The organism is Shinella sp. M27, from assembly GCF_049199905.1.
GTDB lineage: Bacteria > Pseudomonadota > Alphaproteobacteria > Rhizobiales > Rhizobiaceae > Shinella.
Genome location: NZ_JBLZPK010000033.1, coordinates 150,241 through 169,353, shown reverse-complemented (window position 1 = coordinate 169,353; position 19,113 = coordinate 150,241). Strand labels below are relative to the sequence as shown.

Sequence of the window (19,113 nt, the reverse complement as noted above, 5' to 3'; positions counted from 1 at the left end):
GCCCCGCACGAAGCGGGGCAGCAAGCGCCACGGTTTGGCTCCCAATGACGCGGGGAAGCTCGCGGGTTGCGCGAGTGATCTCCACCTAGGCCCTTGCCTCTCGCCAGGGAAGGTCTGATTCGGCGATTCCGGTACGCCTGTGCAAATAAACTGCAAATGCAGCGGTTTTCACCGTGGCGATGCCTATGAAGCGTCCAGCCGGGCCGCGCCGCGCATGCTGTCGGCCGAGCGGCGCACCACCTCGGCGATCTGGCGGAGCTGTTTGGCGAGCGGTGTCGAGTTGCGCCAGATCATGCCGATCGTGCGCGAGGGGCGAGGCGAGGGAAAGCGGGCGATGGAGACCTGCGCCGAGCGTGTTTCCACCGGCACGGCCATTTCCGGGATGAGGGTGACGCCGATGCCGGCGCCGACCATCTGCACCAGCGTCGAGAGCGAGCTGCCTTCCATGATCTCGCGCGGCTTGGCCGTTCCGATCCGGCAGAAGGACAGCGCCTGGTCGCGAAAACAATGGCCTTCCTCCAGCAGCAGCAGCCGCATTTCGCGCAGCGCGTCGCGCTCGGGCACCGGCTTGCCCTCGTCCTCGCGCCGGCGCACCAGCACGAAATCCTCGTCGAACAGCTTCATTTCGGTCAGCGACGGCTCGGAGACCGGCAGGGCGACGATAGCGATATCCAGCTCGCCCTGCGTCAGTTCCTGGATGAGCCTGGCCGTCTGCGTTTCGCGCACATCGATCTGAATCCCGTCGTAGGCGCGATTGAGATCGTTTATGATGACGGGAAGAAGATAGGGCGCGACGGTCGGGATGATGCCGATGCGCAGGCGCGCGAGGAAGGGATTGCGCGCCGCACGGGCGAGCTCGCCCAGTTCGTCGACGGCTTGCAGGATATCGCGCACCCGATGCGCGAAGGTTTCGCCGAAGGCGGTGAGCTTCACGTCGCGGGCGCTGCGTTCGAAGAGGCCGTTGCCGAGCTCCTCTTCCAGTTCCTTGATCTGCATGGAGAGCGCCGGCTGGGAGATGGAGCAGGCATCGGCGGCGAGACGGAAGCGGCCATGCCGCGTCAGCGCTTCGAAATAACGCAGCTGTTTCAAGGTCAGGTTTGTCATAATCAAAACTTATCGAAGCGATCAGAAAATCCAACTTAAATTTATCATGCGCTTCCGCTAAGGAGAAGGCAAGGAAGGAAAACGCGCACATTTGCGACCCCGCAAGGCGGTGGTCGCTGAAATGTGCTTGCCTTCGAAGAGACAATGAACACAACAGGAGAAAACCATGGACCAGAAAACTGACACCGCGGGCAAGTGTCCCGTCGCCCATTCGGTCACCAAGGGTCGCTCGAACCGCGACTGGTGGCCGGACCAGCTGGACGTCCAGGTCCTGCATGGCCACTCCAGTCTCTCCGACCCGATGGGCAAGGATTTCGACTATGCCGAGGCCTTCAAGTCGCTCGATCTCGATGCGGTGAAGAAGGACCTTCACGCGCTGATGACCGACAGCCAGGAATGGTGGCCGGCCGACTTCGGTCATTACGGCGGCCTCTTCATCCGCATGGCCTGGCACTCGGCCGGTACCTATCGCATCACCGACGGCCGTGGCGGCGCCGGTCAGGGCCAGCAGCGTTTCGCGCCGCTCAACTCGTGGCCTGACAACGTCAACCTCGACAAGGCGCGCCGCCTGCTATGGCCGATCAAGCAGAAATACGGCAACAAGATCTCCTGGGCCGACCTGATGATCCTGACGGGCAACGTCGCGCTCGAATCCATGGGCTTCAAGACCTTCGGCTTTGCCGGCGGCCGCGCCGACGTCTGGGAGCCGGAAGAACTCTACTGGGGTCCGGAAGGCACCTGGCTGGGTGACGAGCGCTACAGCGGCGAGCGCGAGCTTGCCGAACCGCTCGGCGCCGTTCAGATGGGTCTCATCTACGTCAATCCCGAAGGCCCGAACGGCAATCCGGACCCGCTGGCCTCGGCCCGCGACATCCGTGAAACTTTCGCCCGCATGGCGATGAACGACGAAGAGACCGTCGCGCTGATCGCCGGCGGCCACACCTTCGGCAAGACGCATGGCGCGGGCGACGCGTCCTTCGTCGGTATCGACCCGGAAGGCGGCGAACTTGAAGCGCAGGGTCTCGGCTGGGCGAGCAAGTTCAATTCGGGCGTCGGCAAGGACGCGATCGGCAGCGGTCTCGAAGTCACCTGGACCTCGACGCCGACCAAGTGGAGCAACAATTTTTTCTGGAACCTGTTCGGCTACGAATGGGAACTGGAAAAGAGCCCGGCCGGTGCCCATCAGTGGGTCGCCAAGGGCGCGGGCGCGACCATTCCGGATGCCTTCGATTCCACCAAGAAGCATCTGCCGCGCATGCTCACCTCCGACCTCGCGCTGCGCTTCGACCCGGCCTATGAGGCGATCTCGCGCCGCTTCCTGGAAAACCCGGACCAGTTCGCCGACGCCTTCGCCCGCGCCTGGTTCAAACTGACCCACCGCGACATGGGCCCGAAGGCCCGCTATCTCGGCCCGGAAGTTCCGGCCGAAGACCTGATCTGGCAGGACGTCATCCCGGCCGTCGATCATCCGCTGGTCGATGACAAGGATATCGCCGACCTCAAGGCCAAGGTTCTCGCCTCCGATCTTACGGTACAGGAACTTGTGTCCACCGCCTGGGCTTCGGCCTCGACCTTCCGCGGTTCCGACAAGCGCGGCGGTGCCAATGGCGCGCGCATCCGTCTTGCCCCGCAGAAGGACTGGGAAGCCAACCAGCCGGCGCAGCTTGCCAAGGTTCTCGGCGTGCTCGAAGGCATCCAGGCCGATTTCAACGCGGCCCAGACGGGCGGCAAGAAAATCTCGCTCGCCGACCTCATCGTGCTTGCCGGTGCGGCCGGCGTCGAAAAGGCGGCGAAGGCCGGTGGTTACGACGTCACCGTTGCCGTCACGCCGGGCCGTGCCGACGCTTCCGACGCGCAGACCGACGCTCAATCCTTCTCAGCACTCGAGCCGCGTGCCGATGGCTTCCGCAACTATGTGAACGCCAATCGCCATCAGTTCCTGAAGGCCGAAGAAGCGCTCATCGACCGCGCCCAGCTCCTGACGCTCACCGCGCCGGAACTGACGGTTCTCGTCGGCGGCCTGCGCGTGCTGAAGGCCGGTGCGCCGGAACACGGCGTCCTCACCAACCGTCCCGAGGCCCTGACGAACGACTTCTTCGTCAACCTGCTCGACATAGGCACGGTCTGGTCGCCGGTTGCCGACAAGAAGGGCGTCTATGAGGGCCGCGACCGCAAGACGGGCGAAGCCAAGTGGACCGGCACCCGCGTCGACCTGATCTTCGGCTCGCACGCCCAGCTGCGCGCGCTTGCCGAAGTCTATGGTGCGTCGGATGCCGGCCAGAAGTTCGTCAGGGATTTCGTTGCGGCCTGGAACAAGGTCATGAACGCCGACCGTTTCGATCTCGTCTGATCGATCCGCTCACCACGATGGAAATGGCCGGCTTTTGCCGGCCATTTTCGTTCAAGCTCTTGAAAACAAAGACCCCAGGCCGTTTTTGCATAAGGTTTTGCCCAAATTGAATTGGCAAGCCCCGGCAAGTCGCACCAATGTTCCGCGCCAGTGACAACCAATGCGCAGTGAGGAACGGATGGGCAGGATCGTCTACGTCCACGGTGATTTCGTGCCGGAGGAGGAGGCCCGTATCGGGCTTTTCGATCGCGGCTTCCTGTTCGGCGATGCCGTCTATGAGGTGACGGCCGTCATCGCCGGGCGCATGATCGACAACGACCTGCATCTCGCCCGCCTCGAACGCTCGCTTGGCGAACTCGGCATCGCCCTGCCGCTGCCCCGGACGGACATCGAGGCCCTGCAAGCGGAACTGATCAGCCGCAACCACCTCACGGACGGTACCGTCTATCTGCACGTCTCGCGCGGCGAGGCGGACCGCGATTTCCTCTATCCGCAAGATATGGCGCCGAAACTCGTCGGTTTCAGTCAGACGAAGACGCTGACCGGCACGAAGGCGCAGCGCGAGGGCATCGCGGTTGATCTGACAGACGATCCGCGCTGGCACCGGCGCGATATCAAGACGGCGATGCTGCTCGGACAGGTCATGGCGAAACAGGCGGCGCGGGCGCGCGGTTTCGACGATGTCTGGCTGGTCGAGGCGGGGCTGGTGACGGAGGGGGCGTCCTCGACGGCGCATGTCATCACCGCCGACGGACGCATCCTCACCCGCGCCGCCTCGAAGGCGACGCTGCCGGGCTGTACGCAGCGGGCGCTGGCCCGGCTGTGCGAAGCCGAGGGGCTACGCATCGAGGAGCGCGCCTTTTCTCCCGAGGAGGCGCAGCATGCGGCGGAGGCGTTCCAGACTTCGGCCTCCAGCCTCGTCATGCCGGTCGTGAAGATCGGCGGGCGGATGATCGGCGATGGCCGGCCCGGCCCGATGACGCGTCGGTTGCAGTCGCTTTATCTGGAAGCGGCCGGCGTTCCAGCTTAGAGCAATTCCAGCAAAAGTGCGAAGCGGTTTTGCGTCCGGAAATGCGTGGAGACAAAAGGATAGAGTGTCTTCGCGTTTCGAAGAAAAGCGGAAATGCTCTAGGGAAGATCGGGACATCGGGGAGCGGACATGAAGACGGCGCGGGAATGGGGTTTGATGCCGGAAAGCCGGCTGGCGGTGGGGCCTGACAATGCCATCACCGACGTCTCGGGCGTGGCCGTCGGGCATCGCTCGCTGCGCGGCGACGGTATTTTTACAGGCGTTACAGCCATCGTTCCGCATCCGGTCGATCTGTTCCGGGTAAAACCGCGCGCGGCGGTCGAGGTGATCAATGGCTTCGGCAAGTCGGCGGGCCTGATGCAGGTGGCCGAGCTCGGCACGATCGAGACACCGATCCTGCTCACCAACACTTTCGGCGTTGCGGCCTGCACGGAGGCGTTGATCCGCCTAGCGATTGCTGCCAATCCCGCGATCGGGCGGAAAACCTCGACGGTCAATCCGCTCGTTTGCGAATGCAATGACGGCAGCATCAACGATATCCAGGCGCTGGCGGTGACACCGGACGATGCGCTGGCCGCGCTCGATGCCGCCCGGCCGGGGCCGGTCGAGCAGGGGGCGGTGGGTGCCGGTTCCGGCATGACAGCCTTCGGCTTCAAGGCGGGCATCGGCACGGCCTCACGCGTCATGCGCATCGCCAAACGCGATTTCACCCTCGGCGCTTTGGTGCTGGCGAATTTCGGCGCGGCCGGCGATCTCGTATTGCCGGATGGCCGGCGTCCCGATCCGCACGCACCGGCCACGCCCGAGCGCGGCTCAGTTATCGTCATCATGGCGACGGATTTGCCGCTCGGCGACCGGCAATTGCAACGCGTCGCCCGGCGCGGCGGGGCGGGGCTTGCCCGACTCGGCGCCTTCTGGGGCCATGGCAGCGGCGATGTGGTGCTGTGCTTCACGACGGCGGATCCCGTCGAGCACGATCCATCCGAGCCGATCACCAGCCAGCAACGGCTTTCCGATGACCATATCGACCTTGCCTTCCGCGCCGCCACTGAGGCCACGCAGGAGGCGGTACTGAATGCGCTCTGCATGGCGCCCGCCACCCCGTCCCGCAATGGCCGCGTCTATCACGCCCTGGCCGACTGGCTGAAGGAGAACCAGAACCCATGAAAGTCTTCATTTCCGCCGATATCGAGGGAACCGCCGGCATTGCCCAATGGGACGAGGCCGACCGCAACCACCCGGACTGGAACGAGTTTCGCGCGCTGATGACTGCCGAAGTGGTCGCCGCCTGCGAAGGTGCGCGGGCCGCCGGTGCGACGGAGGTCGTGATCAAGGATGCGCACAGCAGCGGTCGAAACCTGATCCTCGACCGGCTGCCAGATTATGCGCGCATCGTGCGCGGCTGGTCGGGCCATCCGGACGAGATGATGTACGGCATCGACGCCGGCTTCGCCGCCGCGATCTATACCGGTTATCACTCCAAGGCCGGCACGGAGGTCAATCCGCTCGCCCACACCTCCAACATGCGCATCTCGCGCCTGTTGCTGAATGGCGAGGTCGCCTCCGAATTCACCTTCAACGCGCTTTGTGCTGCGGGTTACGGCGTGCCGTCGGTCTTCCTCGCCGGTGATGAAGGCATCTGTGCCGAGGCGCGGGCCATGGTGCCGGGCCTTGCGGCGGTGGAGACGCTGGACGGCCGGGGCCATGCCACGACATCCATCTCGCCCGCCTGGTCGCGGCGCCTCATTCGCGAAGGCGTGGCCGCGGCCCTTTCGGGTGATTTCGCGCAGGCGCTGCCCGCCAAGGCCGAGCATTACGAAGTGGTCATCGAATTCAACACGCCGGGCGAGGCCTATCGCGCCAGCTGGTATCCCGGCGCCCGCACGCATGGCCTTCGCGCCATCGCCTTCGAGCACAAGGATTTTTCCGAAATCCTGCGCGCGCTGCTTTTCCTCAAGGTCTGATCAGGCCACCGCGCGCTCCAGCAGCAGCTTTGCCGTACGCCACAAGTCTTCGACCTTGCGGCTACGGCTTGCTGCATGTCGGTAGAGCCGGATTTCAAGATCGAGGTTCCAGCCGGCATCGGCGGAAGCGGGCACGAGGCGTCCGCTTTCGATCTCGTCGCGCGCCAGGCTCTCCGGCAGCCAGCAGATGCCCGCTCCCGTCACCGCCATGTTCATCAGTCCGGCGCTGATTGTGTTTTCATGCGTCGTGCGGCGGCGGAAGGGCGGGCGGCGCAGCATGAGGCGCGACAGCGCCACGCCGAAGAACGAATTGAAGCCGTAGCTCAGATAGGGAATGGCGAGCCGCGGCTGTGCGACGGCGCGGTCGAGGATATGCAGCCCCGGCTGCGCGCCGCCGGGCATGGATATGCTAGCCGCCGCAAGCGGGATCAGCCGGTCATGCGCAACCGTCAGTGACGAAAACTGCCCGCGGTCGAGATGGAACGGCACTTCCGGATGGGCGTAGGTGAGAAAGAAATCCGCCTCATCGCCCACGAGCGCATCCAAGTTGGCCTCGATGCCGCCGCGGTCGGCGATCAGCGAGGTGCTGAAGGCGCCGCCGGCCTTTTCGAGGGTTTGCAGCCAGCGCGGAAAGAAGGTCACCGTCAGCGTGTGGAGGGCGGCGAAGCGCACCAGACCCGGCTCATGAGAGGGGCGCAACGCTTCGCGCGCCGCATAGAAGGTGCGGATCGCCTCCTGCGCGACCGGCAGGAAATTACGGCCGGCCGGCGTCAGTTCTGCCGGCATGGTGGCGCGGCTGATCAGCGTTGCGCCAAGCCAGCTTTCCAATTGTTTGATGCGGCGGCTGAAGGCCGGCTGCGTGACATTGCGCATTTCAGCCGCGCGCGAAAAACTCGACGTGTCCGCGAGCGTCACGAAATCCTCCAGCCACTTGATCTCCACGCCTGGTCCCTCCCGATCCTATCCGCCTGCCTTATGGATCATAAGTCATTCAATCGAAATGGGTATGCCGTTTCGGCATGGGCTGGTGCCAAAAGCGAATTGGCCAAGCCGGCCGCAACCTTTCACGTTGCGTCAGGAGGAGCGGAGCACCGGGTCGGTTGCTCCGACAAGGGAGTTGTGAATGTCCGTTGCAATCGAAGCCGATACCATCCTGCACAATGGCCGTATCTGGTGCGGCCGGGAGGAGGGCATCAGCGAGGCCGTCGCCGTCTGGCAGGGCAAGGTGCTGGCCACCGGCAGCAGTGCCGACATGCTGAGTCTGAAGGGCGCGCGCACCGAGGTCATCGACCTCGAAGGCCGCTTCGCCAGCCCCGGCCTCATCGACAATCACCTGCATCTCATCTCGACCGGCATCACCATGGGCTGGGTCGATGCAACACCCGCCGCAGCGCCGACACTTTCGGCGTTGATGACAGCCCTTGCCGACCGTGCTTCGACCACAGCCAGGGGCGGCTGGGTGCGCGCCCGCGGTTATGACCAGGTCAAACTCGATACCGGCCGGCATCCGACGCGCGAAGACCTGGACCGGGCGGTGCCGGATCATCCCGTGCTGCTGACCCGCGCCTGCGGCCACATCGCCATCGCCAATTCACGGGCGCTGGAACTGGCGGGCGTGAGCGAGGCGACGCCTGTGCCGGATGGCGGCGTGATCGGCGTCACCGACGGCCGTCTCAACGGTCTTTTGGCCGAAAACGCCATCAACCTCGTCAAGGCCGCGATGCCCGAGGTGACGACGGAAGAGCTGATCGACGGTATCGAGCGGGGCGGGCGGTATCTGCTGTCGCTTGGCATCACCAGCTGCATGGATGCGGCGGTCGGGCAGCTCTCCGGCTTTGCTGAAATCCCAGCCTATGAAATGGCGAAGCTTTCCGGCCGCCTGCCGGTGCGCGTCTGGTTGACGCTGCTCGGCGATCCCGGCATTTCTATTGTCGAGGATTGCTGGCGGGCCGGCCTCATCTCCGGTGCCGGTGACGACATGCTGCGCGTCGGCGCGGTGAAGATCTTCCTCGACGGCTCGGCCGGTGGGCGCACTGCCTGGATGTCGAAGCCCTATCAGGGCGAGCCCGACAATATCGGCGTGCAGATGCTGCCCACCGCCGAGGTTGAGGCGCTCGTCAAATCCTTCCACGATCGCGGCTACCAGATGGCCTGCCATGCCATCGGCGACGGCGCGATCGAACAGCTGATCACCGCCTATGAAAAGGCGCTGGCCGCCAGTCCCGATCCGGACCGCCGCCATCGCGTCGAGCATTGCGGCTTCTCGACGGCCGAACAGGACGCACGCATGAAGGCGGCGGGCATCCTGCCGGCGCCGCAGATGGCCTTCATCCACGACTTCGGCGACAGCTATATTTCCGTTCTGGGCGAAGAGCGCGGCAAGGGCTCCTACCAGATCGGCACCTGGATGCGCATGGGCCTGAAGCCCTCGACCGGTTCGGATGCGCCGGTCTGCTCGCCCGATCCCTTCCCCAACCTGCACGCCATGATCACGCGAAAGACCGGCAAGGGCACGGTCATGGACGAGACCGAGACGCTGAGCCGCGTGGAGGCGCTGCAGGCCTATACGGAATTCGGTGCGTATTCGCAGAAGGCCGAAGCGGTGAAGGGCCGGCTGGTGCCCGGCCAGTGGGCCGACATCGCCGTCTTCGACAACGACCTGCTGGAGGCTCCGGCCGACACCATTCTCTCAGGCACGCGCTGCCTGCTGACCCTGCTTGCAGGCCGCGTCGTGCATGATGCGCGGTAGGGGCCTGTCAGACTGAATTATCGAAACGATGCCGAAAACGGCACGAGAGGGAGGACGAAATGCTGAAAAGACTGACACTCGCCGCCATGCTGAGCCTTTCCGTCGCAACCGGGGCGCTGGCCGCCGGCGAACGTTCCGGCGGAACGCTCGTCTTCACCGCGCCCTATGGCTCGAGCTTCGCCACGCTCGACGTCCAGGCAAGCCCGAACACGCAGGAAGAGTTCATCACGCAGGCCATCCACCGCGGCCTCTACAGCTGGAACTCCATCGAGAACAAGCCGGTGCTGGAACTGGCCGATTCCGAGGAGGTCTCCGAGGACGGCACGACCCATACCTATCACCTGCGCAAGAACGCCGTGTTCCACAACGGCAAGCCGCTGACGGCTGACGATATCATCTACAGCTACAAGCGTATCGCCAACCCGAAGAACGCCTTCCCGGGCGCCAGCTTCATCGCCGTCATCAAGGGCGCGGAAGAGTTCATCGCCGGCAAGGCGGACGAGATTTCCGGCCTGAAGAAGATCGACGACAACACGCTGGAGATCACCTATACCGGCCCGATCAATCCCGGTTTCCCGCTGATGCAGAACACGACGGTCATCTACCCGTCGAACGTCGAGGACGAATCGAGCTTCGCCAAGAACCCGGTCGGCCTCGGTGCCTTCGTCTTCAAGGAGCATGTGCCGGGCTCGCAGGTCGTCGTCGAGAAGTTCGACAAGTATTACGAGGAGGGAAAGCCTTACCTCGACCGCATCAATATCGTGCTGATGGCCGAAGACGCCGCCCGCGACGTCGCCTTCCGCAACAAGGAAATCGACGTTTCGATCCTCGGCCCGACCCAGTACCAGGCCTATCAGGGCGAGGAGGGCCTGAAGGATCACCTGCTCGAAGTCGCTGAGGTCTATACCCGCAATATCGGCTTCAACCCGGCCTTCGAACCCTTCAAGGACAAGCGCGTCCGCCAGGCGATCAACCATGCGATCAATGCGCCGCTGATCATCGAGCGCCTCGTCAAGAACAAGGCCTATCCGGCGTCAGGCTGGCTGCCGCTTTCCTCGCCGGCCTTCGACAAGGACAAGGCGGCCTATGCTTTCGATCCGGAAAAGGCGAAGGCCCTGCTGGCGGAAGCCGGTTATGCCGACGGTTTCGAATTCGAGGTGACGGCGAGCCCGAACGAGAGCTGGGGCGTGCCGATCGTCGAGGCCATCCTGCCGATGCTGAAGAAGGTCGGCATCACCGTGAAGCCGAAGCCGGTCGAAAGTTCGGCGCTCGGCGATGCCGTGACGTCGAACAACTTCCAGGCCTTCATCTGGTCGAACCTCTCCGGTCCCGATCCGCTGAACGCGCTGCGCTGCTACTATTCCAAGACGGCGCAGTCGGCCTGCAACTATACGAGCTATGCGAGCCCGGATTTCGACAAGCTCTATGAGGCCGCCCAGCAGGAGCTTGACCCAGCCAAGCAGAACGACCTGCTGCGCCAGGCCAACAACGTCGTGCAGGACGACGCGCCGGTCTGGTTCTTCAACTACAACAAGGCCGTCATGGCCTACCAGCCGTGGATCCACGGCCTCGTGCCGAACGCCACGGAACTGGCGGTTCAGCCCTATGACGAAATCTGGATCGACGAGACCGCGCCCGACGCGCGCAAATAAGCCTTGAGGGGTTTGGGGGCGGTCTCAGCCGCCCCCGCATCGATTTTCACGCCCGCAAGGGCGGCAAAACGGAACCGTCAATGCTTCGTTTCACCCTGCGCCGCATCCTGCAGGTCATCCCGACGGTTGTCGTGGTGGCGCTGCTGATCTTTGTCATCTTTTCGGTGGTGCCTGGCACCTTCGCCGCCAGCCTCTTCGCCGATGGCAAGCGCGCCGCCGACCCGCAGATGATCGCCCGCCTCAACGAGGAGTTCGGGCTCAACAAGCCGTTGATGGAGCGCTTCGTGACCTATGTCACGGATCTTGCCCAGTTCGATCTCGGCACCAGTTTCCGCACCCGCCAGCCGGTGATCGATCTCATCGGCGACCGCATGGGTGCCTCGCTGCAACTGGCGATCGCCGCCATGGTCTTCGCGCTGGTCGTCGGCGTTCCGCTTGGCTTTCTGGCGGCGCTTAGGCCGGGCTCCATCCTCGATACGGTGACGATGATCGGTGCGGTCTCCGGCCTGTCCATGCCGCAGTTCTGGCTTGGCCTCTTGATGATGTATCTGTTCGCGTTGCAGCTGAACTGGCTGCCGAGTTTCGGCTACGGGGACGGCTCGTTCCGCAATCTCATATTGCCCGCCGTCACACTCGGCGTGACGCCGCTCGCGCTTCTGGCGCGCACTACACGGGCGGGTGTGCTGGACGTGTTGAGCGCCGATTTCATCCGCACCGCCCATTCCAAGGGCATGAGCGAGATGAAGGTCGTGCGCTGGCATGTGGCGCGCAATGCGCTGGTGCTGATCGTCACCACGGTCGGCCTGCAATTCGGCTCGCTGATCGGCCAGGCCGTCGTCATCGAAAAGCTCTTCGCCTGGCCTGGCATCGGCTCGCTCTTGGTCGACAGCGTGGCGATCCGCGACATTCCCGTGGTGCAGGGCACGATCCTTGTCATCGTGCTGTGGTTCCTCGTCATCAATACCGCCGTCGATCTGATCTATGCCGCGATCGATCCGCGCATCAAGCAGGAGTGACGGGATGCGCTTCGGTTTCAATTTTTGGCTCGGTGCCGGGCTGACGGCGCTGGTGATCCTCGCCGGTATCTTAGCCCCATGGATCGCGCCCTTCGACCCGGTGCTCGACGCGGACCTGATGAGCTCCGAACTGCCGCCCGACGCCACCTTCTGGTTCGGCACGGATGCGCAGGGGCGCGACGTCTATACGCGCATCCTCTACGGCGCGCAGATCTCGCTGACGGTCGGCATCGTCTCGCAGGTGATCAATTCAATGATCGGCATCACGCTCGGCATGACCGCCGGCTATTGGGGCGGCTGGTGGGACGATCTCGTCAACGGCCTGACCAATGTCATGCTCGCCATTCCCTCGCTGATCTTCGCGCTCGCCGTCATGGCCGTGCTCGGCCCCGGCCTGCCGTCGCTGCTCATCGCGCTCGGCCTGACCAACTGGAGCTGGACCTGCCGCATCGCGCGCTCCTCGACACTCTCGCTGAAATCGCAGGGTTACGTGCAGGCGGCGCAGACGCTCGGTTACGGCGACCTGCGCATCATGTTCACGCAGATCCTGCCCAACATGATGGGGCCGATCCTCGTCATGGCGACGCTCGGCATGGGCTCCGCGGTGTTGTCGGAAGCAGCCCTTTCCTTCCTCGGCCTCGGCATCCAGCCGCCGTTCCCGAGCTGGGGTTCGATGCTGACGGATGCGCGCCAGCTCATTCAGTTGGCACCCTGGGTCGCGATCTTCCCTGGCCTTGCCATCTTCCTCTCAGTACTCGGCTTCAACCTTCTCGGCGATGGCCTGCGCGACAGCCTCGACCCGCATATGAGGACGCGCAAGCCATGACCGCGCCGCTGCTCGACATCAGGGACCTCAGGCTAGGCGTTTCGCTCAGCCGATCCACCCACCACCCGCTCCTCAAGGGCGTCTCCTTCCAAATCATGCCGGGCGAGGCCTATGGTCTCGTCGGTGAATCCGGCTCGGGCAAATCCGTGACGTCGCTCGCTGTCATGGGCCTCCTGAAGAAGCCGCTCGCCATTACCAGTGGTGAGATCCTGTTCAAGGGGCAGAACCTGCTCGCCCTGCCGAAGCGCGAGATGCGGCGGCTGCGCGGCAACCGGATCGCCATGATCTTCCAGGAGCCGATGACGGCGTTGAACCCGCTTTCGACGGTCGGCCGGCAGATCGCCGAAATGTTCGTGCTGCATCAGGGCAAGAGCTGGGGCGAGGCGGAAAAGCTCGCTGTCGAGGCGCTCGGGAACGTGCGCGTGCCCAATCCCGACCGGCGCGCGAAAAACTATCCGCACCAGATGTCGGGCGGCCTGCGCCAGCGCGTGATGATCGCCATGGCGCTCGCCTGCGACCCCGACCTGCTGATCGCAGACGAGCCGACGACGGCGCTCGACGTGACGGTGCAGGCGGAAGTGCTGCGGCTGATCAAGGAACTTTGCGCCGAACGCGGCACGGCGGTGCTGTTCATCAGCCACGATCTCGGCGTCATCGCCAGCATCTGCCAGCGCGTCGGCGTCATGTATTCCGGCTGCCTCGTCGAGGAAAACGAGACGCGGGCGCTCTTCGACAACCCGCGCCACGAATATACGCGCGGCCTGCTCGGCGCCCTGCCGCGCCTCGGCAGCCGCAGCGAACATGGCCGTCAGCGGCTGGTCGATATCGACAGCATCATCGCCGACCGCTCGAAGCTGACGGAAACCCGCTTCATCGCGCCGCGCAGGCAGGAAGGGAGCCAGCCATGACCGCCCCCCTGTTGCAGGTGGACGATCTCCACGTCCGTTTCCCGATTTCCGGCGGCGGCCTGCTCGGCACGGGTAAGCGCATGCTGCATGCTGTCAACGGCATCAGTTTCGAGCTTGCCAAGGGCGAGTGCCTGTCGATCGTCGGTGAGTCCGGCTGCGGCAAGTCGACGACGGCGCTGTCCATCCTCGGCCTCCAGGAGCCGACCGAAGGCACGATCCGCTATCACGGCCAGCCGCTTGCCGGCCCCGGCGCGCCGGGCCGCATGCAGCGGGCGAAGGCGGTGCAGATGGTGTTCCAGGACCCCTATGCCTCGCTCAATCCGCGCCAGTCCGTGCGCACCTCGCTGGCCGCGCCGCTCCGCCTGCATGGTGTCACCGCCGCCTCGGAGATCGAGGGCCGCATCGAGGCGATGCTGAAGAATGTCGGCCTGACGCCCGAACAGGCGGGCCGCTATCCACATGAATTCTCCGGCGGCCAGCGCCAGCGTATCGGCATCGCCCGCGCGCTGATCCTCGAACCGGAAATCGTACTGCTCGACGAGCCGGTCTCCGCGCTCGACGTTTCGATCCGCGCGCAGATCATCAACCTGTTGCTCGACCTTCAGGACAAGCTCGGCCTCTCCTACCTCATGATCAGCCACGATCTGAGCGTGGTGGAGCACATGAGCGATCGCGTTCTGGTGATGTATTTCGGCGAGGTGGTGGAGGAGGGCGGCTGGCGCGAGATCTTCGAAGCGCCTGCCCATCCCTATACGCGCCGGCTGATCGCGGCCATTCCCGATCCGGCCGCAGCGCTCGATCCGGCGGGAAAACCGGACCGTTTCGCCGATCTGCCGCAACTTTCCGGCCGCCGTTTCGTGTCCGACGGCAGCACGTCGCCGGATGTTTTCACCGCGCCGCCTTCGTCCGAGCTGGTCGAGATCGCGCCGCAGCATCGGGTGCGGCTGGCGGCCGCCTGAACGAAAACGCCGCGGAGGATATCCGCGGCGTCGATTGTCGATGGAGCGATTTAGCGCGCCGGCGGCGAATACATCAGGCCGCCGTCGTTCCACAGGCGGTTGAGGCCGCGGTCGATCTTCAGCGGGCTGTCCTTGCCGAGATGCCGCTCGAAAATCTGGCCGTAATTGCCGACGGCGGAGATCGCGTGATAGGCCCATTTCGGATCGAGCCCCATCGCCTTGCCGGCTTCGTTCTCGATGCCGAGGAAACGTTTTTGCGCTACCGTGCCGCTGTCGACGAGCGAGGCCGCGTTTTCCTTGGTGATGCCCATCTCCTCGGCTTCGATCAGTGCGAAGAGCGTCCAGCGCACGATCTTGAACCACTGCTCGTCGCCCTGGCGCACGGCCGGGCCGAGCGGTTCCTTGGAGATGACTTCGGGCAGAACCTCGAAACGTTCAGGGTTGTTCAGCGTCAGGCGCTGGGCGTAGAGCGCCGAAGCGTCTGTCGAATAGACGTCGCAGCGGCCGGTGTTGAAGGCCTGGATCGTCTGGTCCGGCTTTTCGAAGGCGATGACCTGATACTCGATCTTGTTGGCGCTGAAATAGTCGGCCATGTTCTGCTCGGTCGTGGTGCCGGTCTCCGTGCAGACGGAGGCGCCGGAAATTTCCTTGACGCTCTTCACGCCGACCTCCTTGTTCACCATGAAGGCCTGGCCGTCATAATAATTGACGCCGACGAAGCTCATGCCGAGATCGGTGTCGCGCGACAGCGTCCAGGTCGTCTGGCGCGAGAGAAGATCGACTTCGCCCGATTGCAGCGCCGTGAAACGGTCCTTGGTGGAAAGCGGCACATAGGCCACCTTGTCCGGATTGCCGAGGGTGGCGGCGGCGACCGCCCGGCAGAAATCGACGTCGAAACCGCCCCAGACGCCGTTCTTGTCCGGCACGGAAAAGCCGAGCACGCCCTGGCTGACGCCGCAGCGCACTTCGCCGCGCTCCTTGATGACATCGAACGTGCCGGCATGGGCCGTGCCGGCGGCGAATGCGGCGGCCGCGAGGGCCAGGATTGTCGTCTTCATGTTGTCCTCCTCCTTGATTGATTTTTTTGCATGCGTCTTCCCGGCCGGGAGAAAACGCCCCCGGCTGACAGGTTTTGAAAGGATGATGTTTGGGCCTTAGCCGAGCGTCTTTTCGACGTCGGCGAAGGTTTCCTCGAGCACGGCGATCAGATGATCGGCGTCGCGCTTCGAGAAGATCATCGGCGGGCGCATCTTCAGCACGTTGTCATGCGGGCCTTCGGTGCCCATCAGCACACCGCGGCGTCGCGCGCCGTTGGAGACGGCGCGGGCGAACTCGGTGGCGGGCGCCTTGGTTTTACGGTCCGTGACGAGCTCGATGCCGAGGAAGAGGCCAAGGCCGCGCACGTCGCCGATCGCCTGGTAACGCGTCTGCATGTCGCGGAAGGCGTCCATCAGGTAGTTGCCGACAGTGAGCGCATTGCCGCGCAGGTCCTGGCCCTCGATGACGTCGAGCACGGCAAGGCCGACGGCGCAGGAGACCGGGTTGCCGCCGAAGGTGTTGAAATATTCCATGCCGTTGTTGAAGCTATCGGTCACTTCGCGGGTGGTGACGACGGCGGCGAGCGGATGGCCGTCGCCGATCGGCTTGCCCATGGTGACGATGTCGGGCACCACGCCCTGCGTCTCGAAGGCCCACCAATGACTGCCGACGCGGCCGAAGCCGACCTGAACCTCATCGGCGATGCAGACACCGCCCGCCTCGCGCACCAGCCGATAGACCTCCTTGAGATAGCCCTCCGGCAGGAAGACCTGGCCGGCGACGCTCGGAATGGATTCGGCGATGAAGAAACCTGGACCTTCGCCCTTGGCCTTCATGACGGCGATCTGCTCGGCGACGCTTTCGGCAAACCGCTTGCCATGCTCCTCGATCGGCCAGTCCGCCGGGGCATGGTAGCTGTCCGGCACGGCGGCGATATGGATATGCGGCTTCGGCCCCTTGCCGCCCTTGCGGCGGAACTTGTAGGGGCTGATGTCGATCAGCTCCTGCGTCGTGCCGTGATAGGACCAGTCGAGCGTGATGGCGTTTTCGCGGCCGGTATGGGCGCGCATCATGCGCAGCGCCAGACTGTTGGCCTCCGAGCCGCTGTTGACGAAGCCGGCGACGGTGAGTTCTTTCGGCAGCGTCGCCGTCAGGCGCTCGGCATAGGCGACGATGTTGTCGTGCAGGTAGCGTGTGTTGGTGTTGAGCGTCGCGGCCTGCCTGGCCATCGCTTCCACGACGGCCGGATGGGCATGGCCGATGTGGCAGACATTGTTGAAGCAGTCGAGATAGGCCCGGCCGCTATCGTCGATCAGCCAGACGCCTTCGCCGCGCACGAATTTGATCGGCTTTTCGTAAGAGATCGAGAGGTTCGGCAGGAGCAGCTCGCGCCGCATTTTCACGATTTCCTCGTGCGAGCGGCCCTGACGCTCGAAGAATTCCTTCGCGATGCCGGCGAAGGTGCGGGCATCGGGGAAGAGTTCGGCCCAGACATCGAGATAGCGCGGCTCGCCGACGCCGAGGATTTCGGTGGCCGAGAGCGTCGTGTCGGTGGAGATCTGCAGGTGGAGATGCGGCGCCCAGCCGCCGTTTTCCTTCGGCGCGCCCATTTCGCCGACCAGCGCGCCGGCTTCAAGCCGGTCGCCGGCCTTCAGGCGGTTGACGGCCTCATGGGCGAGATGGCCCCAGAGGGAGATGAAGGGCGGGCAGCCCTCGGGCGCGTGGTGAAGCGCGATCAGGCAGCCATAACCGAGCGGGTCCTTTTCGACCTCGACGCTGACGACGGTGGCGGCAAGCGGCGTGAAGACCTTGGTGCCGGCCGCCTGGAAAAGGTCGAAGCCGAGATGGTGCGTGCGGCGCGCGCCCTGGATGAAGCGCGAGACGAACATCTCGCCGGCATAGACAGTGCGTTCCTCGGCGAAGGGACCGATGCCGAGCTCGACTCCGGTGTCGCGGCAATAGGCGTCCCAGATCGCCTGCGCTTCGTCCGGCTGTTCTGCGGCGGAGGCGACGGTCATCGGATGGGTCGGATCGCCATAGGGCACGAGGGCGGCCGGGTAGGTGGCGGCCGGCTTTTCGAGCAGCGGGGCGAGCGATTTGCGGTTCTTTTCGATCCAGTCGATCACCCCGCGCGCACCGGGCACGGCCTCGAAGCCGCAGGCCTTGCGCAGGATGGCGGTGGCGAAGCGCGGGTTCATGCGGTCGAGCTTGCGCAGCAGCGTCCAGGCCGGGCGCTCGCTGATCGCGAGATACGGATTGTCCTCGGTGTGGACGCGGCGCGAGGCCGACATGGTGACGGAGGTGACGAGCCTTGCGGCGATCAGGTCAAAGAGCAGGTCGACTTCCTCTTCGAGCAGCGGATATTCCGCATGGAAGCCGCGCGCGATGGCGGCGGCCGCGCCGATCGGGTCGGCGTGGTCGAGCCCGGCATAGGCGGCGGCGATCGCCACTTCCGCGATCACAGGCGTGTGCAGCGCATCGCCGAAATCGATCAGGCCGGAAATCTGGTCATGGTTCGCGGCATCGACCAGCACGTTCCAGTCATTGGCGTCATTGTGGATGACGGCGGCGCGCAGCGTCGCAAGGCGCGGCGCAATGGTGGCGAAGCGCTTGAGGAAGCGTTCGACGAGGGCGCGGTCTTCGGCATCTGCGATATGCGAAAGGCGGCCCGCCGAACGGCCGGCGGCACGGATATCCCAGTCTAGATCGCGCAGCGCGCCGGGATGCATGAAGCCCTTCAGCGCGGCATCGAAGTGGCCGAGCATGCGGCCAAGGGATTCGAGTGCGGCTTCGCTGCGGCCCGTTTCGGCGAGCGGCTCGCCCTCGACCCAGCTGACGAGGCGGACGCGGTGCGCAGTACCGTGGGGGCTCGTCGTGGCGGCCAGGCTTTCTCCGGAAAGGGTGGGGCGGATATGCGGCACCGGCAGATCGCCGGCATGGACGCCAAGATGGGCGAGCAGCGCGGTCTGGAAATCGCTCTCCACGGCCGGCTCGGCGGCGTTGACGATCTTCAGGATGAAGGTCCCCTCAGGCGCTTCCACCTTGAAGTTCTGGTCGCGCTCGCTGGCGAGCGGCGAGAGCTTGCCGGCAAGCCCGTAATGCTCCTTGAGCAGGGCGGCGGCGGCGTCGATGGAAAAGTCCGGGGTCGTCTTCAGCATGTCGTTCATGGCAATCCTCTTTTCGATGCGAAGATTTGCATGGACGGCGTTTCGGTGCATCCGGCATTATGCCGGTTGTGCCGGCACTCTGTCTGTAATAACCGTCATCTTGTCGGCGCAGCGGAGAGAGGCATCATGCAGGGCACGGATACCATCGACCGGACGATCCTCAGCATCCTCACCAGGGAAGCGCGCATCCCGATGAAGTCGCTTGCCGGGCGCATCGGGCTTTCCCGAAGTGCAACGACGGAGCGCGTCACGCGGCTGGAAAAGGCCGGCATCATCAGGGGCTATCGCGCCGATATCGGCCAGCTCGACGACGGCCAGATCCAGGCCTTCCTGCTGGTGACGCTGAAGCG

15 protein-coding genes are annotated in these 19,113 nt (G+C 64.6%); 11 read left to right on the top strand and 4 right to left on the bottom strand.

Going from position 1 to position 19,113, the window contains the following annotated elements; translation table 11 throughout:
* Positions 1–183: 183 nt before the first annotated feature.
* Positions 184–1,104, bottom strand: coding sequence for a LysR substrate-binding domain-containing protein (locus ACOZK4_RS13870; protein ID WP_421592383.1), 921 nt, complete (start codon positions 1,102–1,104; stop codon positions 184–186).
* 166 nt (positions 1,105–1,270) lie between these two features.
* On the opposite strand from ACOZK4_RS13870, the gene katG reads away from it, so the two are divergent.
* The 4 genes from katG to ACOZK4_RS13850 all read left to right on the top strand — a co-directional run bounded on the left by katG (position 1,271) and on the right by ACOZK4_RS13850 (position 6,448).
* Positions 1,271–3,454 (top strand): catalase/peroxidase HPI, encoded by a 2,184-nt coding sequence (gene katG, locus ACOZK4_RS13865; RefSeq protein ID WP_421592382.1) that lies wholly within the window; start codon positions 1,271–1,273, stop codon positions 3,452–3,454.
* Positions 3,455–3,632: 178 nt separating this feature from the next.
* Positions 3,633–4,484: a D-amino-acid transaminase gene (locus tag ACOZK4_RS13860; protein ID WP_421592381.1), complete on the top strand. Its 852-nt coding sequence runs from the start codon at positions 3,633–3,635 to the stop codon at positions 4,482–4,484.
* A 129-nt stretch (positions 4,485–4,613) separates the two neighbouring features.
* A complete protein-coding gene (locus tag ACOZK4_RS13855) occupies positions 4,614–5,651 on the top strand; it encodes a P1 family peptidase (RefSeq protein ID WP_421592380.1) in 1,038 nt (345 codons plus the stop codon).
* Positions 5,648–6,448 carry a M55 family metallopeptidase gene (locus tag ACOZK4_RS13850; RefSeq protein WP_421592379.1) on the top strand — a complete coding sequence of 267 codons (801 nt, stop codon included), beginning with the start codon at positions 5,648–5,650 and terminating at the stop codon, positions 6,446–6,448. The genes ACOZK4_RS13855 and ACOZK4_RS13850 overlap by 4 nt, the downstream gene beginning before the upstream one ends.
* Here ACOZK4_RS13850 and ACOZK4_RS13845 read toward each other — a convergent pair whose 3' ends face one another.
* Positions 6,449–7,390: a LysR family transcriptional regulator gene (locus ACOZK4_RS13845; RefSeq protein ID WP_421592378.1), complete on the bottom strand. Its 942-nt coding sequence runs from the start codon at positions 7,388–7,390 to the stop codon at positions 6,449–6,451. It lies immediately after the preceding gene.
* A 181-nt stretch (positions 7,391–7,571) separates the two neighbouring features.
* Between ACOZK4_RS13845 and ACOZK4_RS13840 the strand changes: the two genes are divergently transcribed.
* From ACOZK4_RS13840 to ACOZK4_RS13815, 6 genes are all read left to right on the top strand, one after another.
* Positions 7,572–9,197, top strand: a complete 1,626-nt coding sequence (locus ACOZK4_RS13840; RefSeq protein WP_421592377.1) for an amidohydrolase — start codon at positions 7,572–7,574, stop codon at positions 9,195–9,197.
* Between the two features lie 59 nt (positions 9,198–9,256).
* Positions 9,257–10,849, top strand: coding sequence for an ABC transporter substrate-binding protein (locus ACOZK4_RS13835; RefSeq protein WP_421592376.1), 1,593 nt, complete (start codon positions 9,257–9,259; stop codon positions 10,847–10,849).
* Positions 10,850–10,929: 80 nt separating this feature from the next.
* Positions 10,930–11,865 (top strand): ABC transporter permease, encoded by a 936-nt coding sequence (locus ACOZK4_RS13830; protein ID WP_421592375.1) that lies wholly within the window; start codon positions 10,930–10,932, stop codon positions 11,863–11,865.
* Positions 11,866–11,869: 4 nt separating this feature from the next.
* Positions 11,870–12,691 (top strand): ABC transporter permease, encoded by an 822-nt coding sequence (locus ACOZK4_RS13825; RefSeq protein WP_117370951.1) that lies wholly within the window; start codon positions 11,870–11,872, stop codon positions 12,689–12,691.
* On the top strand, positions 12,688–13,599 hold the full coding sequence (locus ACOZK4_RS13820) for an ABC transporter ATP-binding protein (RefSeq protein WP_421592374.1): 912 nt from the start codon (positions 12,688–12,690) through the stop codon (positions 13,597–13,599). The genes ACOZK4_RS13825 and ACOZK4_RS13820 overlap by 4 nt, the downstream gene beginning before the upstream one ends.
* The gene (locus ACOZK4_RS13815) at positions 13,596–14,558 is read left to right on the top strand and encodes an ATP-binding cassette domain-containing protein (RefSeq protein ID WP_421592373.1); all 963 of its coding nucleotides are present in this window, start codon (positions 13,596–13,598) and stop codon (positions 14,556–14,558) included. Before ACOZK4_RS13820 ends, ACOZK4_RS13815 begins: the two co-directional genes overlap by 4 nt.
* Before the next feature lie 50 nt (positions 14,559–14,608).
* On the opposite strand, the gene ACOZK4_RS13810 is transcribed toward ACOZK4_RS13815, so the two are convergent.
* Positions 14,609–15,616, bottom strand: coding sequence for an amino acid ABC transporter substrate-binding protein (locus tag ACOZK4_RS13810; RefSeq protein WP_421592372.1), 1,008 nt, complete (start codon positions 15,614–15,616; stop codon positions 14,609–14,611).
* Positions 15,617–15,712: 96 nt separating this feature from the next.
* Positions 15,713–18,763: an aminotransferase class III-fold pyridoxal phosphate-dependent enzyme gene (locus ACOZK4_RS13805; protein WP_421592371.1), complete on the bottom strand. Its 3,051-nt coding sequence runs from the start codon at positions 18,761–18,763 to the stop codon at positions 15,713–15,715.
* A gap of 126 nt (positions 18,764–18,889) precedes the next feature.
* On the opposite strand from ACOZK4_RS13805, the gene ACOZK4_RS13800 reads away from it, so the two are divergent.
* Positions 18,890–19,113, top strand: a 224-nt coding sequence (locus tag ACOZK4_RS13800) for an Lrp/AsnC family transcriptional regulator (RefSeq protein WP_421592370.1), incomplete at its 3' end; no start/stop codon positions are given.